Source organism: Sphingomonas sp. AC522 (assembly GCF_979258125.1).
On sequence record NZ_OZ409836.1, the window covers coordinates 2707750 to 2730143 of the forward strand.

Annotated in this window: 41 protein-coding genes; 18 read left to right on the forward strand and 23 right to left on the reverse strand. The window is 64.2% G+C overall.

Annotated features, from left to right (window positions below; all coding sequences use genetic code 11):
* Positions 1-20 precede the first annotated feature (20 nt).
* From ACZZZM_RS13515 to ACZZZM_RS13560, 10 genes are all read right to left on the reverse strand, one after another.
* On the reverse strand, positions 21-650 hold the full coding sequence (locus ACZZZM_RS13515; RefSeq protein ID WP_463595606.1) for an HK97 family phage prohead protease: 630 nt from the start codon (positions 648-650) through the stop codon (positions 21-23).
* Complete coding sequence (locus tag ACZZZM_RS13520) at positions 619-1905, reverse strand: phage portal protein (protein WP_463595607.1); 1287 nt, start codon at positions 1903-1905, stop codon at positions 619-621. The genes ACZZZM_RS13515 and ACZZZM_RS13520 overlap by 32 nt, the downstream gene beginning before the upstream one ends.
* The gene (locus ACZZZM_RS13525) at positions 1902-3662 is read right to left on the reverse strand and encodes a terminase large subunit (protein ID WP_463595608.1); all 1761 of its coding nucleotides are present in this window, start codon (positions 3660-3662) and stop codon (positions 1902-1904) included. The genes ACZZZM_RS13520 and ACZZZM_RS13525 overlap by 4 nt, the downstream gene beginning before the upstream one ends.
* 12 nt (positions 3663-3674) lie before the next feature.
* Positions 3675-4178, reverse strand: a complete 504-nt coding sequence (locus ACZZZM_RS13530; protein WP_463595609.1) for a P27 family phage terminase small subunit — start codon at positions 4176-4178, stop codon at positions 3675-3677.
* Between the two features lie 102 nt (positions 4179-4280).
* Complete coding sequence (locus ACZZZM_RS13535) at positions 4281-4595, reverse strand: HNH endonuclease (protein ID WP_463595610.1); 315 nt, start codon at positions 4593-4595, stop codon at positions 4281-4283.
* Positions 4595-4912 carry a hypothetical protein gene (locus ACZZZM_RS13540; RefSeq protein ID WP_463595611.1) on the reverse strand — a complete coding sequence of 106 codons (318 nt, stop codon included), beginning with the start codon at positions 4910-4912 and terminating at the stop codon, positions 4595-4597. Before ACZZZM_RS13540 ends, ACZZZM_RS13535 begins: the two co-directional genes overlap by 1 nt.
* A complete protein-coding gene (locus tag ACZZZM_RS13545) occupies positions 4912-5151 on the reverse strand; it encodes a hypothetical protein (protein ID WP_463595612.1) in 240 nt (79 codons plus the stop codon). Before ACZZZM_RS13545 ends, ACZZZM_RS13540 begins: the two co-directional genes overlap by 1 nt.
* Positions 5152-5165: 14 nt before the next feature.
* Entirely contained in the window at positions 5166-5681 is a 516-nt protein-coding gene (locus ACZZZM_RS13550) for a host-nuclease inhibitor Gam family protein (RefSeq protein ID WP_463595613.1), read from the reverse strand.
* A complete protein-coding gene (locus ACZZZM_RS13555; protein WP_463595614.1) occupies positions 5678-5836 on the reverse strand; it encodes a hypothetical protein in 159 nt (52 codons plus the stop codon). Before ACZZZM_RS13555 ends, ACZZZM_RS13550 begins: the two co-directional genes overlap by 4 nt.
* A gap of 34 nt (positions 5837-5870) precedes the next feature.
* Complete coding sequence (locus tag ACZZZM_RS13560) at positions 5871-6101, reverse strand: hypothetical protein (protein ID WP_463595615.1); 231 nt, start codon at positions 6099-6101, stop codon at positions 5871-5873.
* A gap of 260 nt (positions 6102-6361) precedes the next feature.
* Between ACZZZM_RS13560 and ACZZZM_RS13565 the strand changes: the two genes are divergently transcribed.
* Positions 6362-6595: a DUF6894 family protein gene (locus tag ACZZZM_RS13565; RefSeq protein WP_463595616.1), complete on the forward strand. Its 234-nt coding sequence runs from the start codon at positions 6362-6364 to the stop codon at positions 6593-6595.
* A gap of 3 nt (positions 6596-6598) precedes the next feature.
* Here the strand turns inward: ACZZZM_RS13565 and ACZZZM_RS13570 are convergent, their stop codons facing one another.
* The 10 genes from ACZZZM_RS13570 to ACZZZM_RS13615 form a co-directional block, all read right to left on the reverse strand.
* Positions 6599-7267, reverse strand: coding sequence for a hypothetical protein (locus ACZZZM_RS13570; protein WP_463595617.1), 669 nt, complete (start codon positions 7265-7267; stop codon positions 6599-6601).
* A complete protein-coding gene (locus tag ACZZZM_RS13575; RefSeq protein ID WP_463595618.1) occupies positions 7230-7655 on the reverse strand; it encodes a LexA family protein in 426 nt (141 codons plus the stop codon). Before ACZZZM_RS13575 ends, ACZZZM_RS13570 begins: the two co-directional genes overlap by 38 nt.
* Positions 7656-7713: 58 nt before the next feature.
* A complete protein-coding gene (locus ACZZZM_RS13580) occupies positions 7714-8601 on the reverse strand; it encodes a hypothetical protein (RefSeq protein ID WP_463595619.1) in 888 nt (295 codons plus the stop codon).
* Positions 8601-9296, reverse strand: coding sequence for a hypothetical protein (locus ACZZZM_RS13585; protein WP_463595620.1), 696 nt, complete (start codon positions 9294-9296; stop codon positions 8601-8603). Before ACZZZM_RS13585 ends, ACZZZM_RS13580 begins: the two co-directional genes overlap by 1 nt.
* A gap of 87 nt (positions 9297-9383) precedes the next feature.
* Complete coding sequence (locus ACZZZM_RS13590) at positions 9384-10697, reverse strand: hypothetical protein (RefSeq protein ID WP_463595621.1); 1314 nt, start codon at positions 10695-10697, stop codon at positions 9384-9386.
* Positions 10697-11296, reverse strand: a complete 600-nt coding sequence (locus tag ACZZZM_RS13595) for a hypothetical protein (RefSeq protein WP_463595622.1) — start codon at positions 11294-11296, stop codon at positions 10697-10699. The genes ACZZZM_RS13590 and ACZZZM_RS13595 overlap by 1 nt, the downstream gene beginning before the upstream one ends.
* A 97-nt stretch (positions 11297-11393) precedes the next feature.
* A complete protein-coding gene (locus tag ACZZZM_RS13600) occupies positions 11394-11813 on the reverse strand; it encodes a hypothetical protein (RefSeq protein WP_463595623.1) in 420 nt (139 codons plus the stop codon).
* Between the two features lie 44 nt (positions 11814-11857).
* Positions 11858-12190, reverse strand: coding sequence for a hypothetical protein (locus tag ACZZZM_RS13605; RefSeq protein ID WP_463595624.1), 333 nt, complete (start codon positions 12188-12190; stop codon positions 11858-11860).
* A gap of 102 nt (positions 12191-12292) precedes the next feature.
* Positions 12293-12559 carry a hypothetical protein gene (locus ACZZZM_RS13610; protein ID WP_463595625.1) on the reverse strand — a complete coding sequence of 89 codons (267 nt, stop codon included), beginning with the start codon at positions 12557-12559 and terminating at the stop codon, positions 12293-12295.
* Positions 12559-12918 carry a helix-turn-helix domain-containing protein gene (locus ACZZZM_RS13615; protein ID WP_463595626.1) on the reverse strand — a complete coding sequence of 120 codons (360 nt, stop codon included), beginning with the start codon at positions 12916-12918 and terminating at the stop codon, positions 12559-12561. Before ACZZZM_RS13615 ends, ACZZZM_RS13610 begins: the two co-directional genes overlap by 1 nt.
* A 113-nt stretch (positions 12919-13031) precedes the next feature.
* Here ACZZZM_RS13615 and ACZZZM_RS13620 point away from each other — a divergent pair, with 113 nt between their 5' ends.
* Together ACZZZM_RS13620 and ACZZZM_RS13625 are read left to right on the forward strand one after the other, a co-directional pair.
* The gene (locus ACZZZM_RS13620) at positions 13032-13304 is read left to right on the forward strand and encodes a helix-turn-helix domain-containing protein (RefSeq protein ID WP_463595627.1); all 273 of its coding nucleotides are present in this window, start codon (positions 13032-13034) and stop codon (positions 13302-13304) included.
* Positions 13305-13337: 33 nt separating this feature from the next.
* Positions 13338-13544 carry a hypothetical protein gene (locus tag ACZZZM_RS13625; protein WP_463595628.1) on the forward strand — a complete coding sequence of 69 codons (207 nt, stop codon included), beginning with the start codon at positions 13338-13340 and terminating at the stop codon, positions 13542-13544.
* Here ACZZZM_RS13625 and ACZZZM_RS13630 read toward each other — a convergent pair.
* Positions 13525-13725, reverse strand: a complete 201-nt coding sequence (locus ACZZZM_RS13630) for a hypothetical protein (RefSeq protein WP_463595629.1) — start codon at positions 13723-13725, stop codon at positions 13525-13527. The genes ACZZZM_RS13625 and ACZZZM_RS13630 overlap by 20 nt on opposite strands.
* Before the next feature lie 453 nt (positions 13726-14178).
* On the opposite strand from ACZZZM_RS13630, the gene ACZZZM_RS13635 reads away from it, so the two are divergent.
* From ACZZZM_RS13635 to ACZZZM_RS13705, 15 genes are all read left to right on the forward strand, one after another.
* Complete coding sequence (locus tag ACZZZM_RS13635; RefSeq protein WP_463595630.1) at positions 14179-14397, forward strand: hypothetical protein; 219 nt, start codon at positions 14179-14181, stop codon at positions 14395-14397.
* Positions 14394-14885 carry a hypothetical protein gene (locus ACZZZM_RS13640; RefSeq protein ID WP_463595631.1) on the forward strand — a complete coding sequence of 164 codons (492 nt, stop codon included), beginning with the start codon at positions 14394-14396 and terminating at the stop codon, positions 14883-14885. The genes ACZZZM_RS13635 and ACZZZM_RS13640 overlap by 4 nt, the downstream gene beginning before the upstream one ends.
* Positions 14886-15018: 133 nt before the next feature.
* Positions 15019-15474 (forward strand): RodZ family helix-turn-helix domain-containing protein, encoded by a 456-nt coding sequence (locus tag ACZZZM_RS13645; RefSeq protein WP_463595632.1) that lies wholly within the window; start codon positions 15019-15021, stop codon positions 15472-15474.
* Positions 15471-15680 carry a hypothetical protein gene (locus ACZZZM_RS13650; RefSeq protein ID WP_463595633.1) on the forward strand — a complete coding sequence of 70 codons (210 nt, stop codon included), beginning with the start codon at positions 15471-15473 and terminating at the stop codon, positions 15678-15680. Before ACZZZM_RS13645 ends, ACZZZM_RS13650 begins: the two co-directional genes overlap by 4 nt.
* A complete protein-coding gene (locus ACZZZM_RS13655; RefSeq protein ID WP_463595634.1) occupies positions 15680-15910 on the forward strand; it encodes a hypothetical protein in 231 nt (76 codons plus the stop codon). The genes ACZZZM_RS13650 and ACZZZM_RS13655 overlap by 1 nt, the downstream gene beginning before the upstream one ends.
* Positions 15907-16179: a hypothetical protein gene (locus ACZZZM_RS13660; protein WP_463595635.1), complete on the forward strand. Its 273-nt coding sequence runs from the start codon at positions 15907-15909 to the stop codon at positions 16177-16179. Before ACZZZM_RS13655 ends, ACZZZM_RS13660 begins: the two co-directional genes overlap by 4 nt.
* The gene (locus ACZZZM_RS13665) at positions 16176-16415 is read left to right on the forward strand and encodes a DUF2312 domain-containing protein (RefSeq protein WP_463595636.1); all 240 of its coding nucleotides are present in this window, start codon (positions 16176-16178) and stop codon (positions 16413-16415) included. Before ACZZZM_RS13660 ends, ACZZZM_RS13665 begins: the two co-directional genes overlap by 4 nt.
* Complete coding sequence (locus ACZZZM_RS13670) at positions 16415-16591, forward strand: hypothetical protein (RefSeq protein WP_463595637.1); 177 nt, start codon at positions 16415-16417, stop codon at positions 16589-16591. The genes ACZZZM_RS13665 and ACZZZM_RS13670 overlap by 1 nt, the downstream gene beginning before the upstream one ends.
* Entirely contained in the window at positions 16591-16860 is a 270-nt protein-coding gene (locus tag ACZZZM_RS13675; protein WP_463595638.1) for a hypothetical protein, read from the forward strand. Before ACZZZM_RS13670 ends, ACZZZM_RS13675 begins: the two co-directional genes overlap by 1 nt.
* A complete protein-coding gene (locus ACZZZM_RS13680; RefSeq protein WP_463595639.1) occupies positions 16860-17198 on the forward strand; it encodes a hypothetical protein in 339 nt (112 codons plus the stop codon). Before ACZZZM_RS13675 ends, ACZZZM_RS13680 begins: the two co-directional genes overlap by 1 nt.
* Positions 17191-17490 carry a hypothetical protein gene (locus ACZZZM_RS13685; protein ID WP_463595640.1) on the forward strand — a complete coding sequence of 100 codons (300 nt, stop codon included), beginning with the start codon at positions 17191-17193 and terminating at the stop codon, positions 17488-17490. Before ACZZZM_RS13680 ends, ACZZZM_RS13685 begins: the two co-directional genes overlap by 8 nt.
* A complete protein-coding gene (locus tag ACZZZM_RS13690; RefSeq protein WP_463595641.1) occupies positions 17487-17654 on the forward strand; it encodes a hypothetical protein in 168 nt (55 codons plus the stop codon). Before ACZZZM_RS13685 ends, ACZZZM_RS13690 begins: the two co-directional genes overlap by 4 nt.
* 47 nt (positions 17655-17701) lie before the next feature.
* Positions 17702-17836, forward strand: a complete 135-nt coding sequence (locus tag ACZZZM_RS13695; protein ID WP_463595642.1) for a hypothetical protein — start codon at positions 17702-17704, stop codon at positions 17834-17836.
* Positions 17833-19956, forward strand: coding sequence for a ParB/RepB/Spo0J family partition protein (locus tag ACZZZM_RS13700; protein WP_463595643.1), 2124 nt, complete (start codon positions 17833-17835; stop codon positions 19954-19956). Before ACZZZM_RS13695 ends, ACZZZM_RS13700 begins: the two co-directional genes overlap by 4 nt.
* A complete protein-coding gene (locus ACZZZM_RS13705) occupies positions 19953-20177 on the forward strand; it encodes a helix-turn-helix transcriptional regulator (RefSeq protein WP_463595644.1) in 225 nt (74 codons plus the stop codon). Before ACZZZM_RS13700 ends, ACZZZM_RS13705 begins: the two co-directional genes overlap by 4 nt.
* A gap of 127 nt (positions 20178-20304) precedes the next feature.
* Here ACZZZM_RS13705 and ACZZZM_RS13710 read toward each other — a convergent pair whose 3' ends face one another.
* Entirely contained in the window at positions 20305-22077 is a 1773-nt protein-coding gene (locus ACZZZM_RS13710; RefSeq protein WP_463595645.1) for a caspase family protein, read from the reverse strand.
* 92 nt (positions 22078-22169) lie between these two features.
* Entirely contained in the window at positions 22170-22373 is a 204-nt protein-coding gene (locus ACZZZM_RS13715; RefSeq protein ID WP_463595646.1) for a KTSC domain-containing protein, read from the reverse strand.
* Positions 22374-22394: the final 21 nt, after the last annotated feature.

The following is a 22394-nucleotide window of genomic DNA, read 5'->3' on the forward strand; positions in this document are numbered from 1 at the left end:
CCGGCTCACGCCGGGTAAATTCAGCGGATGCCGCGCTCGGCTTGTGCCTGGCGGGCGCGGCGCTGCGAGATGCGGATGCTCGCGGCAGTCTTGTTGTGATCGCGGCGCTCGGAGCGCGCGTGCTCGAGCGATCGCATCGCCACCTCGGTGTCCGGATATTGGGGGATGGCCGTGTAGGTGATTTCGTACAGCTCGGCCTCAATCACAGTCCGGTGCGGCGGATCGACCGTTTCGTCCCACTCCTCCTTCACCGAGCGGAACCCGAAAGACATGCCCGGGATGTCCTTCCGGTCTATTTGAACGGCCAGATCGCGCCCGTCGCTCGTGTCGGGGAGCGCGTTCTCGAACGCTACGCCCTTGGTGTCCTCCCGGATTGTGAGCGTGCCGGCGCCAGTGCGTCCCACGACCCGGCCCCAGTCATGACTGTGCAGCGCAAGCACGTCGCGCTCCTGCAGCGACTTCACGAACGCCCCAGCTCGGATCGTCTCGGTGAACCAGCTCCCGATGCTCGTCTTCACATCGAAGAGCACGGCGTATCCGGCCGCAGTGCGTCCCTCGTCCGCGGTCGCAGCGGCGCGGAGCTCGAGCGGCGTCGCTACAGTGCGGAGCTCAACGCCCTCAGGCGGCTTCTTTGTTGCCGGCGTCGTCATTCGACGGTTCTCCATCTGGATTTTCGGTAGGCGCGGGCAAAGGCTTGACCTTCCCGGCCATGGTGAGGGGCACGGTCGCACCCTGGATCAGAAGCTGGTCGCCGCCGGGCATTGCGGGCCGGTTCTCCAGCCCGCGGGCCTCGTCCGGCGTGATGAGCGCGGAATTCACGCCGCGCGCGAGCGCCTCGATCCGGCTCTTGAAGTCGCCGCGCTGCAGGGCGTCGAGATTGTGCTCGACCCATTGCGTGCGGCGGCGCTGGCCGAAGAGCTTGAGGTTGAGCTCGTCCTCGAGAGCCTTTGCCCAATGCGCGATCAGGTGTTTCACCAGCTGCAGATCCTGCTGCTCGGTGTTGCTGAAGGTGCCCTTGCTCAGATCCTGGAGGAAGACAGGTGGCAGGCCATAGATCCGCGCGATCTCCTGGGTCTGGAATAGCCGGGCCTCAACCATCTGGCCCTTCGCCGGATCGATGCCGATCGGCTTGAGCGAATGGCCCGGCGGCATTCCGAAAAACGCGCGGCCGGCTTCCTTCGCAAGATCGATCGCGCGCTGAATGTCCTTCGTCGCGCGCTTGAAGCCATCGACGCCCTGCGGGAGCGGCCCCTCGAGCGCCATTGGCGGGATGCCGCCGCCGGCGAAGAAGCCCGCCGCGAAGTTGTCCATGGCCATCGCCAGGCCGATCGTGCGGCGGTTCTTGAGGATCGGGCTGTAGACGTCGATCTGGTTGCGCCGGAGCATCCACGACACGTCGATCACGTCGGCGGACGGATAATCCCTGCTTTCGAAGCGGTAGATCTTGCGGCCGCCCTGACGCCGAACCGTCGTATAGTCGGGATCCATCGGCCACAAACCGGCGATCCGCGGGCCGACCCGCTCGATCCACGCACAACCGCGGCCGCCGGTGAAAACCTGCTGCCAGAAATACTGCCAGAAGGCGAAGCTGCCCCATTCGGCATTCGGCGCCTCGTTGACGAGCATTTGCAGCGATCCGTCGGCGAGTTCGGCTTTGCCCTCCTTCTTGCGGTAGCTGTGCCGCGGGAGGGCGGCCATGGTGCGCGAGAGGAAACCGACAGCGTCGATGACCGCCGGCTGCTCCAGCGCACTCTCGATCGAGACGTGCGGCAGCTGCGCGTTGCCGCCGCCGTGCACGCCGAAGAACGACAGGATTTCGTCATAGCTCGCGCTGAGCGGGACCGCCGGGTTCTCGAGCGGATTGACGCTACGCTCCTCGGGCGCACGGCGCGGCCAAAGCCTCACGCTGCGCCGCTCATGCTGAATTCGGGGTCATCCCACGGCGATGCGGCCATAGGCTCCTCCTGTTGGTTCATGGCGACGCCCAAGGCGCTCATCAGCGCCACCGGGTTGTCGATTTTCAGATGCCCCTGGCCGGTCGGCTTGTTGGGGTAGACGTTGTCTTTCTTGTCCGGCGCCGCGACGACGTTGGAGATCTCCCACTCCATCACCGGACAGCCGCCGTGCCGGATCCCCAGCGAGCGCGTCAGCGCATCCAGCTGCTTCATCGGCTCGGAGAAGTTGAGCACCAGCGGGCGGTATTCGAGGACGGGAAAGCCCTCTTTCACCATCGTCGTGACCATCATCGTGGCCTGGTGCGGATCGTACGCGACCTGCTCGAGCTGGAAGTGAGCGCGCACCTGGCGCAGCACTTCCAGGATCTCGTCATAGTCGATGATGTTGCCGTCGGTCACGTTGAGCAGGCCGAGCGCGTCCCACGCCTGATAGGCCGGCACGTTCTCGATCGTCTCCGCCGGCAGGAAGTAGAAGCCGATCCGGATATACGGATCGTCACGCGTCGCCTTCTCGCCGATCGGCAGGATCAACAGCTCGAGCGCCGCAATATCGACCTTCGACGCGAGATCGAGCCCGGCGATGCAGCGGCGACCGCGCAGCTGCTCGAGCTCGATCGCGTCCAGGGCGCGCATCGGGATCTCGGGGTCCTGGCATTTGCGCCAGGCCTCGACGTCGAAATATGCCGCCTTCGCCGAAACCCAGAGGTTCAGGTGCTTCGTCTTGAAGACGCCCGCCTTGCGCGGCACCGCGACGGCGTCGCGCTGCCGGGCCCGGAGGAAGTCTCCGCTGACCGAAACGTCGAAGTTCGGGTTGGCCTTCCGGAGCGCGGCTTCCGATTTCCAGTCGTCACCCTCGTCGATCGAATATTCGACGAAGAAGGTCTCGTCGTCGTCCAGCGCTGGCCCGCCATTGCGGCCGATCCCCGCGAGTTTCTTCCGCTCGTCGTGGATCCGCGCGTAGCAGGGCCCCGCAAGATTATCGCCGGCAGTCGTGATCAGCACCTGCAGGGGCTGGTCGCGTGCGCCCATGCCGGTCAGCATCGTGTCGATCTGGCCGTCGTCGGCGTGCTCGTGATACTCGTCGTGGATCGAGCAGCTGGGCGATTGCCCGTCGCCGGGATCGCCGGTGATCGTCTCGAACTTGCTGTTGTCGTCGATGCGAACCAGCGATCGAGCGTTCACTTCCACGCCGAACTTGCGCAGCAGCGCCGGCGTCCGCTGCGCCATCAGCCGGGCCGGGCCGAAGACCTCCCACGCCTGCTTCTCGTTGGTCGCCCCCGAATAGACCTCGGCGCCGAACTCCTTGTCGGCACAGAGCATGTAGAGTCCGATGCCGGCCGAGAGCGCCGATTTCCCGTTCTTGCGCGGCACCACGACGAACAGCACGCGGAATCGCCGCCGGCCGTCGCGCTTCCTCAACCATCCGAACGTGCAGCAGAGGATCCAGATCTGCCACGGCTCAAGCCGCAGGGTCTCCTTCTGCCGCGCCCACTTCCCCTTGGAATGGGGCATCATCTCGATGAAGCGGCACACCCGCGCGGCGGCGTCGCCGTCGAACCGATGCGGGAAGTCCTTCGACTTTTGCCGCTTCAGCTCCTCCAGGAATTGCTGGCACTGCAGCCGGATCGATTTCCCGGCTGAGATCTTCCCCTTCGTTACGTCGCGGGCATAGCCCTCGGCGATCGCGGGATAGTCGCGTGCCAACACATGCTATGCTCCTCAGAAGTCGAAGGGGTCTTCTTCGACCTTGTGCCCTGGTGCGATCCGCATCGCGGCCGAAGGATTGAGCATGAGCTCGCCGAGCAGCGACTGTGCCTGGCGCATTGCTTCCGAAAGCATCGCCACCTCTGGCCGGGCTCGCACCATCCGCGTGATCACGACGGTTTCGCCCGCCGACTTCAGCGTTTCGCTGGTGAAGGTGTCACCCTCCACTTCGAGCACCGCTTTCAGCCTCTGGATCTGCGCCAGCCGCATGGCCAGCAGCGCGACATGCTCGGCATAATGCGGGCTCGCCCGCTTCTGCGCCTGTAGCACGCCGGCGATCGACCCGAACATCAGCTGCTCGAGATCGCCGAGATGCATCGGCGCGATCATCGGCCCCTCGTCGGGCGAGATCACCGGCACCACCGCGTCACGATCCGCGCGCGTGGTGCCGGCCAGCGCCTTCAGCGCCGGATCCTTGCGTTTCCGCCCGCTATTGGGCCGAGGGCCGCCTCTGCTCATCGGCCCTCACTTTTTACCCTTTGATTTCGACCGCATAAGAATCTTCCTCAAGGGCGGTGTCCGCCCCCTTGGCGCCCCAGAGATCGACCCTCCCCCTCCCCGTCACCGACCGGCGCGGTAGGCCGCGCCCTCGGCGCGCTCGGCCTTCGACTTCTCGTCGTGGCATGGGTGGCAGAGGCCCTGCTTGTTCGATCGGTCGTCGCTGCCGCCTTCACTCAACGGCTTGATGTGGTCGACGACGTCGGTGGCGACGTCCAGCCCGCGCTCGAGGCACTTCCTGCAGAGCGGCTCCTCGGCGATCACCTGAGCGCGATCGCGCTGCCCGGCTCGGCCGCGCTTGCGGCGATCCTTCGTTCCTGGGGTGGGCTGCCAAGCCTTCTTCGGCTTCGAGCCGAAGCGTGGCGGCTGCACCGGCATCAGGCCGGCTGAGCGACCGTGAGCGCCTCGATATGCGCCTCGGTGCGCCCGTTGGCGCACTGGCGGGCGATGACGACCATACTGGCCACCAGGTGCCCGGGCACGCCTAGATCGCACTCAGCGAGCCGCTGCAGCCAAGCATCCAGCTTGGCGCATGACGCACTGGCGATCTTCACCAGGTGCTGCGCGCCGGCGAAGGTGGCCGACGACCAGGCCGTGAAGTCATCCTCGAGGATCTCGACGGGCGTGCCTGCCTGCTCGGCCGAGCGCACCAGTGCCAGCTTCAGGCCGACGCCAGCATCGCGGATCCTCGTCATCAGGCGGTCGCTGCTACCCGCGCCTGCCGGCGAAGGTTGCGCGCGATCTCGCGCTTGTTCTCGTGCGGTTTGCCGGTGTGGCGATTGAGTTGCGCAATGCTGCCCGAGAACCGTGGGCGGTACCGTGGGGCAGTCCGGGCTCGCGGCAACCGGTCGTGCGTCGTGGCCAGCCCGGGCATCGCCGATGATGCGAGTGCTGCGCACACCAGGATAAGGCCATTGATCGGGAAAAAACGCATAGGAGCTCCTCGGCTCAGTTGCTGGTGCTGACCGCCGCGGCCTGCGCCACGCGGTTCACGAAGAAGGCATCGGTGCCCGGCTGTTCTTTGAAACCGCGCCGCTTGAGCTTCTCGGCGTCGGGCCCGGTCAGCGCACTGCGCACCGCGGCCTTGTCGATCGAGACGGTCACGCGGACATAGGGCTTGGCCCACGCCAGCTTGCGCAGCAGCGTCGCCTCCTTGTCGAAGTCGCCGCTCTTCAGCGCCAGCGAAGCCGCGCTCGCCTTCGTGCCGATCGTGCAGCCGCCTAGCTGGACGGACTTGTTCTTGCCCTTCACCAGCGTGGCGCCATTGGCAGCCCACCAGGGCTCCAGCAGCTTGCGAAGGCCGACCAGCTGCTCGAGCATGGGCGTCATCATTTTGTCGGCCGCTGCGTTGACGCGCGCGATCCCGGCATTGCGGCGCACTGCGATCGCGAGCGCCTTGCCTTCGATCTTGGCATATTGCTCGAGCGCGGCGGTGGCCTGCTCGATCGTCTCGATCGCGCTCAACTCGGCTTCCCCTGCAGCTGTAGCGCCGCACGGCCCGCTTCGAGCTCGTTGGCAACTTGCGCGAGGAAGGCCCGCGTCACGATCACACCGTCGCCCTGGATCGACGGCGGCTCCTGCGATGCAGCGCGCACGTCGGCGATATCGATCAGATCCATGCCGAGCTCCTCGAATTGGGGTGGAGGCCGCGCGTCATGCCCACACGCCGCCATTGCGGCCGCGGATGACGGTCGCCGTGGTCGGCCGCGCGGTTGAACCGCGAAAGGCGACGGCGAGGCGGTTGCGGACACCCTGAACCTGCTCTTCGAGCCGATCGTAGTGGTCCGCCCCGCGAATGCCCGCGCGCACATGCCGTTCGACGGACTCGAGCTCGCCAACGGCGCGCCCGATCTCGTCGGCGAGGTCTTTGTGCGGCTGGGCCATATCGCGGCCTCCAGAATGCCGAAGCCCGCCTGCTCCGGGGGAAGAGCGGCGGGCTTCGAACGCAATTGTGGCGGGGTCGATTTGGACGCTTTCGGGTCCGTTTGGCAGTCTCTAATTTGTCAACGCCCCTATCTGCGGCGATTATAAAGTTCGCGAACACCAACCTCGGTGAAGGTGGGGCAAGCTAACCCAAGTTCGGCAGTTTTCTCGGCTCTCTCAAGCCGCTCGAAGCGTTCTCCCTGCGCAAAGGGAGTGCGAGAATGCCAAGGTATTTCTACGACTATCACGACGGCACCCTCATGGTAGACGAGGAAGGCCGTGACCTGCCCGATCTGGCCAGTGCGCAACAGGAAGGGATCAGGGAGGCTCGCGAGATTGCGAGCAGCGAAGTGCTACTTGGGAAGCTGGAGCTGGATCATCGCGTCGAGGTCAGGGACGAGACCGGCATTGTCGCCACAATTTCGCTCAGGGACGCCATCACCATCATCGGGTGAACATCAAAGAATCCCCGCCTGCGCCGCGGCCAGCGTGGCGGGATCCATGCGCCGACGCGCCTCGGCATGGCAGCGCGGCCAAAGGTCCAGCGCCTCGATCAGCAGCCGCTTGGCGGTGCGCTTGCTGCTATGGTGGCGCACCGCGGCCTCGGCGAGGCCGACATCGCCGGCGATAATTTCCAGCACCAGCCCGGGCCGCGGCAGCATCTTGCGCCAGGCCGAATAGGCCACCTCGAGCCGAACCCTGCCGAGCGCCTCGTAGAAGCTGCCATCGCCCATCCGCGTCACATCGACGCGCGCCTCCAGGCTGGCGGTCTTCACCAGCACATCGGCGCCGATCAACCCGAACGCCGTGTCGATCTGCTGGGCATAGGCAACCTGATCGTCGTCGATCGCCCGCGATTGATGCAGCCGCGCGATCGCTCCGGCCTGGCGCCGGCTGTGCTGCTCGTGCGTCTGCGGCGTACCTTCCTTGTGAGACCAGCGCTCGCGCAGCTGCACGGCCTCCTCGATGCCGGGGGCGAGCTGCGCCGGCGGCCGCGATCGGCGCTTCCGGTTCTTGGCTGTCGCCGGCGGCGCCGGCCTTGGTCGGCCGAGCACCAGATGCTCGAAGCGCTGCTGTTCGTATCGCGCCTCAGGCGCGCTTCCGCTGATCCCCGTCACTTTGCTCATCCCCACATCCGCTTCGCGGAACATGGTCGAGCCGAGGGGCCAGCGGCAGTCTCATGTCTGGCAACGGGCCGTTGATGATCTTGTCGCCGATCGTGATCGCCCAGCCGGCCGCCTGCAGCTGCAACAGTGCATCGCTTTCGCTTACCTGTGCGGCCGCATTCACCAGCATGATGTTGCGGCTCTTGCCGCGCACCCGCTTGACCAGCTTATCGCGCTCGAGCGCGACCACCAGATTGTAGATCCGAGCCTTCGAGACGCCGAGCGACGCCGCGATCTCGCCTTGCGTCGGGCTCTTCCCATGCTTCAGATAATGGCGTTTGATTACGTCCAGCGCCTGCAATTTGCGGCTGCTGTCCTGCGGCGTCAGTCGAATGGGTGTCTCGATCACGGGCCGGCTAGCCTCCCCGCCATGGAACATAGCGGGAATGGGGGAAATCGCTAGGTGGTCACTCAGCGACCAGCTGTTTCCGGACGTTGAGGATGTAGACCGCCCGCCGAGCGCCCAAACCTATGGGCGTCATCGCATAGATCGTATTCAGAACTCCCGAGTGGATTGCGGTGCGGTCACCCGAATAGGACACTTCCTCCCCGGGCCCCGGAATTGGCCGTTTCGACCCCCAGGTCACCAGCACGGTGGTCGGTTCAATACTCCCATCTTCGTACATCTCACCGACATAAGTATCGATGGCATCCGGCACGTCTTCCAGCCCGATGTTTAGCCTGAGCTGCTCCCCCGTCAGGGTCACCGACCCTGATGATGAGGCGCTCGTGGGGCTGCCCGGCTCCGCCAATGAACCAATGAGGAAGGTGTCACGCGAATTTTGGACTTCGATCCGGCACCGAGGAGCATCGGGCACGGAAAGCCAAGTTTCGTCGGCACCGCAGGTGCCCGCGCTCTTCAACAGCCCTTCGAAGGATCGCGAGACCTCGCGGCTCCTAGCCGACTCCCCTGCCTGTCCAATCTGCGCCTGGATCTCGGCGGGAGCCACCGGCCGGGAAGGAAGCAGCGAGCCGCTCGCAATGCCGGTGTAGACATACACGGCAGCGGCCGCGACGGCGCTTAGCGCGGTGGTGATGTTCGCCGCCCCTTGCAACTCGTCCTTTCGATCCCGGAGCACTCTCGTAACAGGGCGAAACAGCAGCTTCAGCGAGCCCCGCTGCGCGCCGGTGAGCAGGAAGAATAGGTCTACTTCCTCGCCGGCAATCTCGCTGAGGATGGGAAGAATGCCCTCGCGCAGCGCGCCAGCGATTTCGGCAACGAGCACCGGCGGGATCGCGACTTCCCTGCCGTCTAGATTGACGAAGTCGATCTCGATCAGGTCGTTTGCGGCCATCAATCCTCCACCCAGCCTGCGGCCGCCACTTCGGCCTGCATCCGCTTGATCGGGCGCCCCGCCTTTTCGGCAATGTCGGCCAGAAGCTCCTCGGCCTCGTCATCCGAGACCGACGGGCGGAAGGTGACACGGACTTCGTAGGGGAAAGGATCGGGTTCCCCGTCAGCGCCCTCGCCTAGCCCGTCGTCGAAACCGGAATCGGCCTCGGCGACGAGGGGTAACTTGCGCACAAGCTGCATCACCTCGTTCTTCATCTCGTGATCGAGGTCGGGGATACGCAGCGTCACGTTCGGTATCCGCATCGAGTTCGCCAATACGATGACGGAGCACCCATCCGGCGCGAAAATGGTCAGGTCGCCGGCGCGCGCGCCGATCACAAGCCTCTGCAGGCGCTCGCAATGCACCTTGGAGCGCGGATCGGGTGGATCGGCGGTAGTCGCACTTGGGCTTGCCGCTCCAAAGCCGAAGAACGCCAGAGCGGCCACGCCCAGACTCAACGGCGCTGAATATTCTGAGATCGTCGCGCGGTTATCGTGCACCGATTGTACCACCGCTCGAAAAGAAATGCGCAGCGACCCCTGCCGCGCCTCTATTATTCTCAGCTCCAGCGGAGCGTCATCGTTTTCGGTTGCCGATGCTACGATCGAGGCAAACGCACTCGCGATCCGGCCGAGATGGGCCGCATCGATCGACACTTCGCCCGGCCCTTCGCCGGCGAATTCGAAAATTAGCGTATCATTTGCGGCCATCAGTCCACCCTCGTTGCGATTTGCCGCGCCCCGTCACCCGAATTTCCCCAGTTCCTTCGCGATCAGCTGCGCCGCCGGCCCTACCCAATCCGCGCCGACCTTGGCCGCGATCGGCGCGATCCCGCCCGCGGCTGAAATCGCCGTGACAATTAGCGCGGTGTAGACGACCTTCTTGCTCGCTCCCTTCAGCGCCTCGTTCGTGCCGGAAAACAGGCTGTCGAGCAGCGTAGCGCCCTCCCGGAAGATTGCGGCCACCAAATTCTCCATCGTGCGCACCAGCGCGAAGAAGGTCCGCTTCCCCGCCACTTTAGGCTCGCGCACTAGGGCAAGCAGGAACTCGATGGACTTCGGCACTTCGGGGTCCACCCCGTCGGCGGCCTTCAGGTTGTTGACGGCCTGCTCGGCAGCTTTGACCACTTCGGCCATCTCTGCCTCGCCCATGTCCACGCCGGCCGCGTTCTCGGCAAAGGCCCGCCAGTCAGGAAACTGCGCGACGTACATCCCGATGGCCGTGCTGAAGCTCGTCAACTCGGCAGCAAGCAGGTCGGGCAGTTCGTCCTTCGCCGCTTCGAAAACGGCGGCCGCGCCCAGATTGGCGATCGCTAGCTGGATGACGTCCTTCTCGGCGGCGACGCGCGCGGCGAGCTGCTGGACCGTCTCGATCAGCCTGGTGTCGAAATTGTTGGATTTCTGCAGCGCGTGCACGAGGCGGTCTGCGACATCGATCAGGTGTCCGCGCGCCGCGGCGCTCGCTGCAATGACATCGTCGCTCGATCGGGCCGGAACGCTTCTCGCCCGCAACATGTCATCGACGAACGCGAATTCAGTCGGTGCCAGCTTCTGTGCAGGGACGATCTCGCGCAAGCGTCTGCCGCTGGCATCTCGGGGCTCGGGAGAAGGTCGCGCGAGTAGCGCAGCTAAGTGATTCAGTTCGTCGCGCAAATGGACGACTGTTCTGTTTTTGAACGACCGCGAACCATCGCGCTTTAAGTCATTTTCGATCAATCCGCGCCAGAACACAGCATCTCTCAGGATAGCCCCCATCTCTTCCGCGAGCAGGGGAGCAGCGTCCTCCGCCGGCAAGAGCTTCCGCTCCCAATCCGCCAGGATCCTATCGATGCGAGTGCGCGTGCGCCGCACAAGACCCTGCACGGAGCCATATTCGCCGCTTAAGTCGAAAGCTGCGACCTCCACTTCGCTCCACAGCTGCTCAAGCTGCTGGAAAAGGCGCGCCGCATCCCTACCGTCCGAGGGCTGTGAACGCGTCGCAAAGGAGTCTACCCATGCGACCTTGTAGGCAATGTCGAACGACGGCTTCGCGGGGTCGGGCTCGGAATCGCTGGGCATCACCGCCGTCCTCGTTGGGTCTTGGCCGGATCGCCTCCGCTCGAAAGTTCCTCCGCCATCGCATCGTACATTGCAGCATTAGCCTCGTGACTGGCAGCCACGTTTTCCGCAGTCATGTTGATGGGCTCGTTGGCGGGCTTTGGTCGAAGGGTGCTCAGCACCATGGCCAGTACGAAAAATGCCAGCAGTCCCCCGATTAGCCAAAGCGCCAGCTTGCGTTCTTTCCGATGCAGTTCCTCCGCCTCTTCGGGCGATATTGCCGGATGGGCGGGTACCATGGGAGCATGAAAGGACGGTCCGGCCTGCGACGCTCCGGCCAAGCCGCCGGGCTCGCGTCCAATGGTCTCGCCGGGTCCGCGAACGCGAAGTTGATCCAGGATCGCACCCGCCGCGGTGAGAATGATGCCCGCCAGGAAAACTGCACCGCCGCTTGCGAACACCAGCATCTGACGCTGGAGCAGCCCAAGGTTGATGATCCGATCGACACGAGTGGAATAGAGTCCCTCGGGAATCACGCTGTCCACCGAGGTCCCGAGGAAGAAAGATATCACTGCGATCAACAGGCCTAGGCAAATCAGGCCGATCCCCGTTTCTTTCATGCTCCCCTCGCCCCCCAGCGCAAATCCTGGCTCACCGTTTCACGGCGGCCGGACCCTGTAAACAGTTAGGCTCGCTTCCGTCCGAAGCGGCTGGAAACTAACCGGCCGGCGTGCCGAGCAACCTGGTCATAATCAGCACAAGCCCCCCGACCGCGGTGATGATGACGCCGACGCACACCCAAATAAAAGTCTTTCCTGGCAGGTTTTTTACCTGCGTATCGAGCGCTGCAACGTCTGTTGCCATTTTCGGCACGCCCCTGGTACGCTCTTCCAAGGTGGCGATATCCGTTGCGATCTTCGGCACGACCTTCGTGCGGTCGTCGATCGTCGCGAGCGTCATCTGCATCGTGGAAGTGGCAGCGATGATCTGATCGAGCTTGCTCTCGACTTTCTCGGACGAGCGCTTCAAATGTTCGACGTCGCTTTCAAGCTTTGCGATGCGGGCGTCCATGCCCCCCGATGTGCCGTCTCCTGAGCCGCCTTTCAAGGAATCGATTTTCCTCTCCAGCGCCGCCATGCGCTGGTCGGAGTTGAAGATTTGCGAAGCGTCATTCGAAGGCGTCATTTCGAAGCGGCTTTCGCCTGAATCCTCGCGAATAACTCCTGAACCTCTCTGTCCATTCCCTGTATAAACTCATCCACGAGCTCGTTTTTTATGCCGACGGCTTGGCCGAGCGTTTCGTGCGCTGAGCGAATGCGAGCTACTTTGTCGTCGTCATTTGAGACAATCGAAATAAGCGCATCAACGACTCTGAGATTAAAGTCGATTTGCTTATTGGTGAATTCTGCGACGCGCATCGCGGTAACAGACCCGAAGAGACCGGTTGCCTCCACTGCGGTGATCTCCGCATCGTCAAATCCGGCGTCGCGCATCAGACCCACGACCTTGGCCAAGGTAGTCTCCCGCGACGCGCGGAATTTTCCGAATGCATCGATAGGACCATCAACTGAATCAGGCACCGGCCCGCCCTTTCTCTGTTCTAAGCCCTGCCTGCATCACAGCCCCGCCGCGCGATTGCCCGCTGCGCCGCAGGCGATATCGCCGTATCGCTTGTGTTCCAGGTATGCCTCTTCATTTCCCTGCTGCAGGGCGACTTCCTGAACATTTCGCTCTTCTCTGCAGATCGCGGCGTTCCCATCGCCATTCTTGCGCACGATCTCGAGCCGTCGCTTCGCGACTTCCAGTGGATCGCTTGCGACCCTATCGGTGCTCCCGCACCCCGCGGCGGCTAGCGCCAGTGCGACTGCGGCATAAGCACGCATCACTTCCCCTCGGGAGTGTAGCCAACCGGAGCGTCGTGCAGGCGCTGCGCGGTTTGCGGTGTTTTTTGAGCCATTGAGCGAGCGAGCTGAACGAGGATCGTCTGGTCCGCTCGGCTAAGGCGGGCAAAGCAATCTATCAGTTCCAGCTGTTCATAACTAAGTGCCGGCGCATCTGGTGCATCAGCCTCAGGATCATCCGTCTCTCCCGACAAATACGCGGGCGTGGTTCCCAGCTCTCGCGCGATGAGGTGAAGGTTGCGCGTCCCGGTCTTGTTCTTGTGAATGAGCGCGTAGATTGATGGTTGCGAAAGTCCGACGCGGCGCGCGAGCTCAGCCTGGCTGAGCCCTTTCTCGGTCATCCGATCCTGAACGCGTCGACCTAAGCTCATGACGGCAATCTATAGCTACGCCTATTAAGCGCGATAGAAATGCCTATATTGACTCTGTAATAGATACGTCTATTGATTGAGGAATGAAATCGGTACTTTCGCCCCCTGATGCGCTCCGTCGCGCAGTTGATTCGCTTGGGTCTCAAGCGGCTATGGCGCGGCTCCTCGGCATCGCCCAGCCCAGCGTGTGGGCTTGGCTGAAGGGGCGCAAACCACTTCCTGCTGAGCATGTTCTCATTGTGGAACGCGAAACCGGCGTCAGCCGCCACGATCTCCGCCCCGATCTCTATCCGCGCGACTCGGCCGCCCCCTCGCCAGCCGCGACGAATGTGACGCTCGAAGGCTTCGTCTCGTGATCGGAGCCGCCATGATGACCAGGAGCGCCCGCCTTGACTGACCTGCTGCAAACTGCGGCCCTGCTCGGCATCACGATGGACCTCCTCCTTCAGGCGCGGGCGCTTGTCTTGCTCCGCCGCCGGATCGTGACGATCGAAACCGCGACCTTCGTACCGAAGGAGCAGCTCGTTGCAGCGGCTCAGCGAATGCACGCTGCCGTCATCGAGTCCGTCAGGGATGCTACGGAGCGGCGCGGGTGAGCGTGTCCAGCAACATGAGCATTGTGGCATCCTCGTCGGGATTGGCGTTGCCAGCCTCGATCTGCGCTTCGACGGCCACGCGCATTGCACCGACAAGCGTCGGATCTCGCGCGGCCAGCACCGACATAAGCGCACTGACGAGGCGGTATCCGAGCCGCCCCCCATCCACCAACGGATCCAAAATTTCACTCCTTCGTGTGTGCGTTGCGGTTCACACGATAGCCGAAGGCCGGGGCGCGTCCATCGTTGCCCCGGCCGGAGGCACCCACTCTCCTGCGGCGAGCACCTTTGCTCTGATATTGCCCGCCGCGGCTGAGGGGAGCGCGGTCGCTTCGACTGGGGGCCGCGCTCCCTTTTTCCCCTCGTCATTCCCCCATCCCTTCGGCCGCTGGCAGGCAGGCCGAACCGCAGCCGCTGGTCCCGGAAAAGTCCGCGCGCTGCAGCCCAATTGCCTGCTCGGGCTCGATACCAGCCGGCGGATGCGTGATCGTCTGCAATCGCTGGCCGGTTCTACAGCCCGTTTTCCGGAGCTGGCGCGCGCCCTTCCCTTATCGGGTGACGCGCCAGCCCTCGGGTCGCCCCGGCGCCGGTCTTCCCTAGAGGGCCGGCGTCGGTTTGCTTGCGCGGTGGCCGCATGATCGCCGCATGGGCCTTGCTCGCGATCGGCGGGGGCGCGATGATGATAGCTGCCGCCGAAGGCACGCGTGTCTGGGCCCGCCACTATGCCGAGGAGCACGGCTTGAGCGAGCCGCTCCCGAACATCCGCCGCCTCGTCGTCGCGCTGATGATCCCCGGCACCCTGCTGTTCCTTCTCGGCACCGGGCTGGCAGTTCGCATGTGGCTGGCCCTGTGACGAAGCTGCGCCCGCCTTTGTCGGTTGAGGACGCGCTCGTCCAGATCGCCCGCCAGGTGCCCGGCGGCTACGATGCCATGGCCCTCGTGTGCGCCCCCTATCTGACGCCGGAGTGCAAGTGCAGCGCCAGCCTCGTCCGCAAATGGGGCGATCCTGACCGGCCGGAGCGCATGCCGGTCGAAACGGTCGTCCCGCTCGATCTTCTCTATGCCGAGCATGGCGGTGTCGGCTCGCCGATCTTCGAGATGCTCGAATATCGCCGCGACGAAGGCCGCGCCGGCCGCTTCGCCCACGAGCGCGAGCTCGCGCTCGCCACCGTCGATATCGCGGCCGAGGCCGGTCAGGCGGTCGCCGCCTTGATCCAGGCCGCACAGCCCGGCGCAGGCCCGGCCGAGAAGGCCAAGGCTCGCAAGGAAGTTGCAGATCTCGACGCGGCGATCGGCCGCGTCGCACCCCAGCTCACCCCCGATCGGGAGGCGCCGACCTAAGCCAGGCCCGGCGCGCCCGTTCGCCCCCTCACCAACCTGCCGGTCCCGACGCAATCGCGCTTTCGGGAGCGGCTTTCTGCTGCCCGAGCGCTGCCGCTGCTGCGGTGTTGCGCCAAGTCGAAAGGATCGCCCCATGGCCATGTCGCCCGGCACCTATCTCCAAAAGCGCCGCGAAGCCGCCGCGCTGTCGATCGACGACGTCGCGACGATGCTGCCGACCGAGCCGCACGTAAGCGTCCTCGATCGCGCGAACTGGCTGCGCCAGATCGAGGCCGACCAGGCGCCGATCGGCGACAACGTCATCAAGGCCCTGCGCTTCGCGTTCGCCTTCAAGGCGCATGTCCTGCGCCGCCTCGAGGATCTTCGCCTCGGCTCTAAGTTGCCTGCGCCGCGCCTGTGCCGGAAGTGCGCCTGCAGCGAGCTCGATCCCTGCCTGGACGATCATGGCCGCGGCTGCGCCTGGATCGCCGAGGATCTCTGCAGCACCTGCCCCGAAGACGAGCCCGCCGTCGAAGCGCAACCCGCGATCGACGACGAGGAGCCGAGCGCAGCCCCCTCCCCTGACTTGCCTGAGGAGCTCGCAGCATGATCCGCCCCCTTGTCCGCACGCGCCGCCCCGATTTGACGCACTACACGCCGCCCGCGATCGACGTCGCCGACGTCGCCCGCCGCTTCGACGGCGGCAGCGTCATCGCAATGCTTTGGATCGTTGGGCTAGTCTTCGGGCTTGGCCTGGTCGCCCTCGCCGATGCGTGGAGCGGCAAGGGCAACTTCCTGCTGACGTTTGCCTTCTGATGCGCAGGCCCCTCCTCTGGCTGCTTCGCCGCATCTTCGCGCCCACGGCCGCACCGTTTGACGTCATCATCCTGTTCGGCGCGGCATACGCCCTCGGCGCGGGCCGAACCGTCGCCGGCGGGCTCGCGCTGCTCCTCTGGCTGCTCGGCAGCATGATCCTCGGCCCGATCGTCGATCGCGCCAATCGTCGCCCGTCGACGATCCTCCCCTTCGAAAGGCCCCGCCGATGACGTCCATTTTCGATGAAGAGCGGGACGCGATCGATCGCGTCGCGAACACAATCAAGCCGGTGATCGCGACTGCGATTGCTCTGAACCTGGTTGATCTGATGCGCGATTCTCGCATCAGCCCAGAGGCATTGGCCCTCGGTGTTTGCAAAGCACATCTGCAGGGCGTCGGTTCGGCAATCGTCTCCGCGCCTGAGGGGCGCGCCCGCACCCTATCGCCGCAGGATGTCACCGACTTCCTCGCCCCGGCATTCGAGCGGAGGGGGCTATGAGCGATTCCGTATCCGCCGAACAGCTGCGCCTGTTCATCGAGCGCATCGAGCGCCTCGAGGAAGAGAAGAAGGGCATCGCTGACGACATCAAGGATGTCTACGCCGAGTCCAAGTCCACCGGCTTCGATACGAAGACGATGCGGCACATCGTCCGCCTGCGGAAGATGGAGAAGCACCACCGCGACGAAGCCGACGCGCTGATGGAGACCTATCGCAACGCGCTGGGGCTGCACTGATGACGATCAATCAGCTGCGCGAGCGACTCGAGCAAATCTGCGAGCAGGGGCTCGGTGCCAAGCAAGTCGCCTTCGGGCCTGAGGACGGCGAGCAGATGCCAGTCGCTGGCGGCATCATGCTGGCGGACGGACTGCTCCTGAGCGACATCGCGCTCGATCTGGTGGGCGGTTTCTGATGCCCGCCCTCTCGATCGACGCCAAGCTGCGCAAGCTTCAGGCCGCGTACGACTATGTCAGCGAGCAGATCCGCGCAGGCGCAAAGCCTGAAGCAATCATCGCCGCCCTGGTCGCCGATCACGGCGCGACGCATCGGCCGCGCTGGGACGTCAACCGGCTCAGCTGCTCTGGCGTTTCGTCGACCTGCACCTGCGACGCCGGCAAGACGCTGCTCGAAAATTGGCGGAAGAGCGCCTCGCTCCGCCTGATCAATGCGGCGTGGTCGTGATGGACGATATCGCAGCAACCGCGGCCGACGTCATGCGCCAGCTCGAGCAGGACCGCATGCACGTCCCCGATCATGTCTGGGGCGGCATCGTCGGCCATGTGCTCGATGGCATCCCCACCGGCAACTTCCTGACCGGCCTGTTCGAGAACAACTTGCGGAAGGCCGCGTGCGGCGCGGACGAGATCTGCCTCGCCCGCATCGCCGATCTGGCGAGGTTCATGCACAATTCCGCGCCAGAGGCGTGCTGGGGATCAGCCGAGAAGGTCAAACTATGGCGCCGCCTCGGCGGCATCCGCGGCGGCGCGCACCTCGATCAGAAGGTGCTCGCGCATGTCTGAGGCGGAGATCCTCGCGCCCATCCGCCGCGCCCCGATCGAGGGACCGCTGATCGCAAACGAGAGCGGAGCCGTGCTGCTCCTACAGCCCGATGGCACGCATGCATGGGTGCATCTGGATCAGGGGCTGACGATCGGCTGGATGGACCTTGCGGAACATGGCGGCATCCTGCTCGCTCTGCGCGACGCACACTGCAAATCCGACGGTCTCGCCGTCACCTTGAGCAGCGCGGGCTTGGATGGCTTGATTGCCGATCTGCAGTCGATCCGCGCCCAGCTGGGCGCAAGCGGATGAAACCGAACCCCGGCCATCTGCCCGCGGAGGCGATCGGCAAGCGCGTCCGCGTGCGCCTCGCCAACGGCAATCTCAACGAGTGGCCGGCTGACGGCCGTCACGGCTGCAAGTGGGAGAAGCACGGCAGCGCCTTCGACATCGCGGAATACGAGGTGATCTTGTGACACCTCCGCCTCCAGGCTTCCGCTTTGATCCGTTCGCCGACGCCCGAATGGGCCGCAGCCTTTTCGAGCTTAACCCTGAAGACTGGCTCGTTCGCGACGACCGCCGGCCCAGCGAAAGCGGCACGCCGGCGGCGGTCACCGCCGGCGCGCCTGCATCCTCCAACACCGGAGAACGCCCATGACCGTTAGAACATTCACGATCGGCGAGCTATGCGTCTCGCCGTACAATGCCCGCACCGACAAGCGCTCGATCGCCAAGATCGACGGGCTCAAGGGCTCGATCCTCAAGCACGGCCTGCTGATGCCGATCATCGTCCATCCCATGCCGGATGGGCGGAAGTTCGGCGCGATCGGCGGCGGGCGCCGCTATCGCGCGATCAAGGCGCTGATCGGCGAAGGCAAGCTTCCCGCCGCCTTCCCGATCGACGCCGTCGTCCGCGAAGGGATGACCGAAGCTGAGCTGATCGAGCTCTCCACGGCCGAGAACTTGGTCCGCGTCGATCTGTATCCGTACGAGACATACGCCGCCCTTGCCCAGGCAAAGCGCCGCGGCTCGACGTACGAGCAGATCGCCGACGGCCTCGGCCAGCCCGATGTCGATTGGGTAAAGCGCGGCGTCCGCCTTGGCATGCTGCCCCAGCCGATCTTCGCGGCCTTTGCGGAGGACCGGATCGACATCAACGCTGCCAAGGCGTTCGCCGCCGTGGAAGACGATAAGCTGCAGATGCAGGCCTTCGCCGATTTCCAGAAGCTGCCCGCGGCGCAGCGTACGCCGGCGTCCATCCGCCAGCTGCTCAAGATCGGCGATCGCGAGCTCACCCGCCTGCTGCTCTTCGTCGGCGTGGAGGCCTATCGCGACAAGGGCGGATCCTTCGAACTCGATCTCTACGCCGAGGACGATGAGTTTCGCGGCCATGTCGCCGACGAAGGCCTGCTGCGCGAGCTCGCCGCGGCCAAGCGCGAGGCAATGCTCAAGGACACGCGCGATCGTTCCGGCCGCCCCGATCTCCGCTTCGTCGTGAAGCCGCCGCAGACCGAGTTCCAGATGGCAGACAAGTCGCTCGAGATCGTGCCCCCCGCAGGCACGATCGATGCGCGGCTCGAAGTCGAGCTCGCCGATCTGCGCGCCGCCCAAGACCGGCTGGAAGAAGAAAGCGTCCAGTTCCTCGATCCGGGCAGCGGCGAAGTCCTCCCCGGCATGGAGGCCCAAGTGGCGCGGATCGATGCGGTCTATCTTCCCAACGAGCGGCGTATCGCCGAGATCGAGGCCCAGCGGCCGATACCGCTGCCTGAGGGTGACATCGTCGCCACCTTCGATCTGGACGATACCGGCGTCTCCACCATCCGCTTCTGGTGGCCGAGCCAGAAGGCCCGTGCCGATGCCGCCAAGTCGCCGCACAAGCCGGCGCCGGCCCCCAAGTCGCTGCGCGCCAAGGGTCCGGATCTGTCGCGACCGCTTGCCGACGGCGAAGCGATCTCTGCGCCGATCGGCGAGGCCTTCGTCGCGCGCACGATCGCCGAACAGCGCGCCAAGGGCGATTACGGGCTCACGCAGGAAGGGCTGCAGTCGATGCGCTCGCTTCGCCGGGAGCTGCTCCGCGAGATCCTGATCACCGATGGATTCGACGGTGGCAAGGTCGCGCGGGACTATTTCACTTGGGGCCAGCTGCGCCTGATCCTCACCAACGATCGCAGCGCGGTGATCGGGCTGCGCCCCCTGGCCCAGCCGGAGCGCGACGACGAGCCCGCGCGCGAGCTCATCAAAGGCACGACGATGGGCAGCTATGCCGAAGCGCTCGCCGATGTCGCAGCCTGGCCATGCTTTACCCTCCCCGACCAGGTGGGGGCCTTCGGCCTCTTTCGAGATCTGGGCGAAACCGCGAAGAACGACGCCGCCGCTTTGCTTGCCTGCATCGCGCTCGAGCGCTCGCTCAACGTCGACGGCTATCGCATCCCGCTGCACGATGCTGTCGCGCTGGAGACGGCGATCGCCGGCAACGACGCGCTGCGCGATCGTGACGCCTTCAGTCCCACCGCCGCGCTTTTCCGCCTGTTCTCGGCCGAGCACCGCCTCGAGCTCGCAATGCCCTTCGTCGGCCGCAACACCACCGCGGTCTGGGCGAAGAAGCGGGTGGGCGAACAATGCGATCTGGTCGCTCGCGTCTTCCTCGATCAGTCGCCCGAAGTGCTCGAAGGCATGGATGCCGGCATCATGAGCTGGGTCCATCCAATCCTGCAGTTCGCTGACGGCGCGCCCGAGACGGCGGACACAGCCCCGCTCCTCGAGCGAGCAAAGCCATGAGCGATCTGGGCAACCCGCCCCGACTCGAGGGGTGCATGCGGCTGAAGGAAGTCGCGGCCACCACCGGACTCAGCAAGGCGACGATCTACCGGCGAATCAAGGCCGGCGATTTCCCGCACGCCGAGATCGATCTTGGCGGCGGACTGGTGGCTTGGGAGCGCGAGCGCATCCGCGACTGGCTGAAGGAACGCCCGCGCCGACCACCGCCCATCGCCAACTAAATTAGGGGCCCTGCTGGGGGCCTCACCCGAACGACCGACCCAAAAACTGATGCATTACCGAGGGGAACGCCATGTTTCGTGAATCAGGCCCGGGGAGCCAGTCTTTTTCGCGACGCTTGCAAGCAGGCTATTCGTTCGACCACGGCACGGGATATTTCAGTATCTCCGTCGGCCCCAGGATCTGCGGGACCTGATCGTATTTCAGGTCGGCCAATTGATCGCGGGTCTTGTTGATCAGTTCTTCGAACGTGATTTTCTTTTCGCGCTCGAGGATGCTCGAGAGGCTGAAGGTGAAGGCGCCGTAGCTCGTCGCGCCGTGCCGATATTCGTACGAGAACTGCTCCTCGCCACAGGCCTCGATGATGATCGGCAGAAATGGGCCGAACGGCGCTTTGTCGTCCTTTTTCAGGCGTGCATATTTCGAGGACGAAAGTCCGCGCAACATCGATGCGCGCCCCAGCCGCCGCGTCGTTCCCTCCTTCCCGAAATAGTCTACCGCGACCTTCTTGCTCGCAGTGAAGTCCTCGTTGATCCGAGTGAAATCGCGCGAGACCCACATATTGGTCTTTCGATCCCACTTCAGTTCGCGGTGGCGGATATCGTCGGGCGGAATGATGCCGCGCGCCCGTGCTGCGCCGTCCCGGTGAATGCCGCCCGAATGACAGCAATCGAAGATCATTACCAAGCGCGTCTCATAGGGTAACTGACTGTAGAGCGCGAAAATCTGGTCGTCGGTAATCGAAGTCGGCGGCGACCAGTCGAAATCGTAGGGTACCAGCGTTTCGACATAATGGTCGGGCTCATATTCCTCGCCATATTCGGGGATGCGAGCGCCGTGCCCGCTATAATAGAATATCAGCTCGTCCCCCGGCCGCGGATCGTCGAGCAACCATTTCATCCGGCTCAATATCCCTTCGGCGGTCGCGCGTTCGTTGAGGCATACGCGTATCGATTCAGGCGGAAAGCCGCATTGCTGCAGCGTCTTGCTCATCGTGAAGACGTCGTTGACGCAACCTTCGAGACGATCAGCCGCATTCGGATATTCGTTGATCCCGATCAGCAGCGCGCGCTGGCGTCTGACCTGCGGCGGACGATCGAGGGGCAATGCCTTCAGCACCTGCTTGGGGGCGGCAAACGCTCGCACGCCCAGGGTCTGGCGTCCGATCGCCCGCCAGACATTCTCGATCGTGGCTGCATGCCCTAGGTACAAGGTGGCGGAATGGTCCCCAACGCCCTCTTCCTCGAACGGCGTCTCCACCTGCCGAAAATTGGTCGCGTCCCATAACTGGATCGGCGCCGTAAAGACGTCGTCGTTGCAATTATACAGGTGATGCCAGAATCCGACGTCCAGTGGCCGTACCCGGCCGTTGGTAAGGTTTCGGACCACGAACGGGTTAGCGATCTGAGACCCGAAAGTGAGGTAATGCGCCTTGTTCAGTATCTCGCTTACCGCCGCCGCGTCGGGGTGCGAGAATGCATCATAGGTCAGAAGCGAACCCAGACTGTGGGCAAGGATAATATCGGGCTGATGCGCGGCGACGGCTTCCAATATCCGCGCCCTGCTGAGCTTCTTGAATTCGTCATCCTCGACCCATGCGACCACATAGCCGGCGGTCCATTTAATCCGATCCGAAATCGACGAGAAAACACCACGGCTTCGTCGCGCGATACTCGATACGCCGCTAAAGCCTAATTTGCCCAGCGCCTCCATGCTCTCGAAGAACGAGATATCGGTATCAGCAAAAATATCGTCATAGGAAACAAAGTGAAAGTCGAGCGCGACACCCTCTACTTGCGGGAAGGCGGCCCTTACCGCCTCTGGCCATTTTACCTGCCAATCCGAGGCTCGATGATCGCCAAGTCCGTGGACGCATAATATCCTTAGTGGCTGATCCGCCATTCTTCCCTCCCGCCCCTGATAATCAAGACAATCAACAGGAACAAAAGATCTCGGGAGTCCAGCTTATCTTGGTATCAATTGTCCGCTTTGGACTATTCTCCCTCGGGTCGTGTAAAGCGAAACTGATCCCGGATATTCTGGTTGTAATAGCTTCCCTTCGAGAAGGCCGCGCGCATTTCCTCCGCAACTTGGGGTGGGACCTCGTGATAGCTGTAGCGCTTGCCGCTGACGAAGAGCACGTCGAGCCGCTGTTCGGCTTCGTCATACTTCCAGTTGCGGATCACCGTCGAAGGCATGGCTGAAGAACGCCCGCGCCC

Excerpts from the sequence above, each read along its gene's own strand:
- ACZZZM_RS13515 (WP_463595606.1), bottom strand. The coding sequence starts at position 650 with ATGACGACGCCGGCAACAAAGAAGCCGCCTGAGGGCGTTGAGCTCCGC.
- ACZZZM_RS13530 (WP_463595609.1), bottom strand. The coding sequence starts at position 4,178 with ATGAGCAGAGGCGGCCCTCGGCCCAATAGCGGGCGGAAACGCAAGGAT.
- ACZZZM_RS13535 (WP_463595610.1), bottom strand. The coding sequence starts at position 4,595 with ATGCCGGTGCAGCCGCCACGCTTCGGCTCGAAGCCGAAGAAGGCTTGG.
- ACZZZM_RS13540 (WP_463595611.1), bottom strand. The coding sequence starts at position 4,912 with ATGACGAGGATCCGCGATGCTGGCGTCGGCCTGAAGCTGGCACTGGTG.
- ACZZZM_RS13545 (WP_463595612.1), bottom strand. The coding sequence starts at position 5,151 with ATGCGTTTTTTCCCGATCAATGGCCTTATCCTGGTGTGCGCAGCACTC.
- ACZZZM_RS13555 (WP_463595614.1), bottom strand. The coding sequence starts at position 5,836 with ATGGATCTGATCGATATCGCCGACGTGCGCGCTGCATCGCAGGAGCCG.
- ACZZZM_RS13560 (WP_463595615.1), bottom strand. The coding sequence starts at position 6,101 with ATGGCCCAGCCGCACAAAGACCTCGCCGACGAGATCGGGCGCGCCGTT.
- ACZZZM_RS13565 (WP_463595616.1), top strand. The coding sequence starts at position 6,362 with ATGCCAAGGTATTTCTACGACTATCACGACGGCACCCTCATGGTAGAC.
- ACZZZM_RS13570 (WP_463595617.1), bottom strand. The coding sequence starts at position 7,267 with ATGAGCAAAGTGACGGGGATCAGCGGAAGCGCGCCTGAGGCGCGATAC.
- ACZZZM_RS13580 (WP_463595619.1), bottom strand. The coding sequence starts at position 8,601 with ATGGCCGCAAACGACCTGATCGAGATCGACTTCGTCAATCTAGACGGC.
- ACZZZM_RS13590 (WP_463595621.1), bottom strand. The coding sequence starts at position 10,697 with ATGCCCAGCGATTCCGAGCCCGACCCCGCGAAGCCGTCGTTCGACATT.
- ACZZZM_RS13595 (WP_463595622.1), bottom strand. The coding sequence starts at position 11,296 with ATGAAAGAAACGGGGATCGGCCTGATTTGCCTAGGCCTGTTGATCGCA.
- ACZZZM_RS13600 (WP_463595623.1), bottom strand. The coding sequence starts at position 11,813 with ATGGCGGCGCTGGAGAGGAAAATCGATTCCTTGAAAGGCGGCTCAGGA.
- ACZZZM_RS13610 (WP_463595625.1), bottom strand. The coding sequence starts at position 12,559 with ATGCGTGCTTATGCCGCAGTCGCACTGGCGCTAGCCGCCGCGGGGTGC.
- ACZZZM_RS13615 (WP_463595626.1), bottom strand. The coding sequence starts at position 12,918 with ATGACCGAGAAAGGGCTCAGCCAGGCTGAGCTCGCGCGCCGCGTCGGA.
- ACZZZM_RS13620 (WP_463595627.1), top strand. The coding sequence starts at position 13,032 with ATGAAATCGGTACTTTCGCCCCCTGATGCGCTCCGTCGCGCAGTTGAT.
- ACZZZM_RS13635 (WP_463595630.1), top strand. The coding sequence starts at position 14,179 with ATGATCGCCGCATGGGCCTTGCTCGCGATCGGCGGGGGCGCGATGATG.
- ACZZZM_RS13645 (WP_463595632.1), top strand. The coding sequence starts at position 15,019 with ATGGCCATGTCGCCCGGCACCTATCTCCAAAAGCGCCGCGAAGCCGCC.
- ACZZZM_RS13650 (WP_463595633.1), top strand. The coding sequence starts at position 15,471 with ATGATCCGCCCCCTTGTCCGCACGCGCCGCCCCGATTTGACGCACTAC.
- ACZZZM_RS13655 (WP_463595634.1), top strand. The coding sequence starts at position 15,680 with ATGCGCAGGCCCCTCCTCTGGCTGCTTCGCCGCATCTTCGCGCCCACG.
- ACZZZM_RS13660 (WP_463595635.1), top strand. The coding sequence starts at position 15,907 with ATGACGTCCATTTTCGATGAAGAGCGGGACGCGATCGATCGCGTCGCG.
- ACZZZM_RS13665 (WP_463595636.1), top strand. The coding sequence starts at position 16,176 with ATGAGCGATTCCGTATCCGCCGAACAGCTGCGCCTGTTCATCGAGCGC.
- ACZZZM_RS13670 (WP_463595637.1), top strand. The coding sequence starts at position 16,415 with ATGACGATCAATCAGCTGCGCGAGCGACTCGAGCAAATCTGCGAGCAG.
- ACZZZM_RS13675 (WP_463595638.1), top strand. The coding sequence starts at position 16,591 with ATGCCCGCCCTCTCGATCGACGCCAAGCTGCGCAAGCTTCAGGCCGCG.
- ACZZZM_RS13680 (WP_463595639.1), top strand. The coding sequence starts at position 16,860 with ATGGACGATATCGCAGCAACCGCGGCCGACGTCATGCGCCAGCTCGAG.
- ACZZZM_RS13685 (WP_463595640.1), top strand. The coding sequence starts at position 17,191 with ATGTCTGAGGCGGAGATCCTCGCGCCCATCCGCCGCGCCCCGATCGAG.
- ACZZZM_RS13690 (WP_463595641.1), top strand. The coding sequence starts at position 17,487 with ATGAAACCGAACCCCGGCCATCTGCCCGCGGAGGCGATCGGCAAGCGC.
- ACZZZM_RS13695 (WP_463595642.1), top strand. The coding sequence starts at position 17,702 with ATGGGCCGCAGCCTTTTCGAGCTTAACCCTGAAGACTGGCTCGTTCGC.
- ACZZZM_RS13700 (WP_463595643.1), top strand. The coding sequence starts at position 17,833 with ATGACCGTTAGAACATTCACGATCGGCGAGCTATGCGTCTCGCCGTAC.
- ACZZZM_RS13705 (WP_463595644.1), top strand. The coding sequence starts at position 19,953 with ATGAGCGATCTGGGCAACCCGCCCCGACTCGAGGGGTGCATGCGGCTG.
- ACZZZM_RS13710 (WP_463595645.1), bottom strand. The coding sequence starts at position 22,077 with ATGGCGGATCAGCCACTAAGGATATTATGCGTCCACGGACTTGGCGAT.
- ACZZZM_RS13715 (WP_463595646.1), bottom strand. The coding sequence starts at position 22,373 with ATGCCTTCGACGGTGATCCGCAACTGGAAGTATGACGAAGCCGAACAG.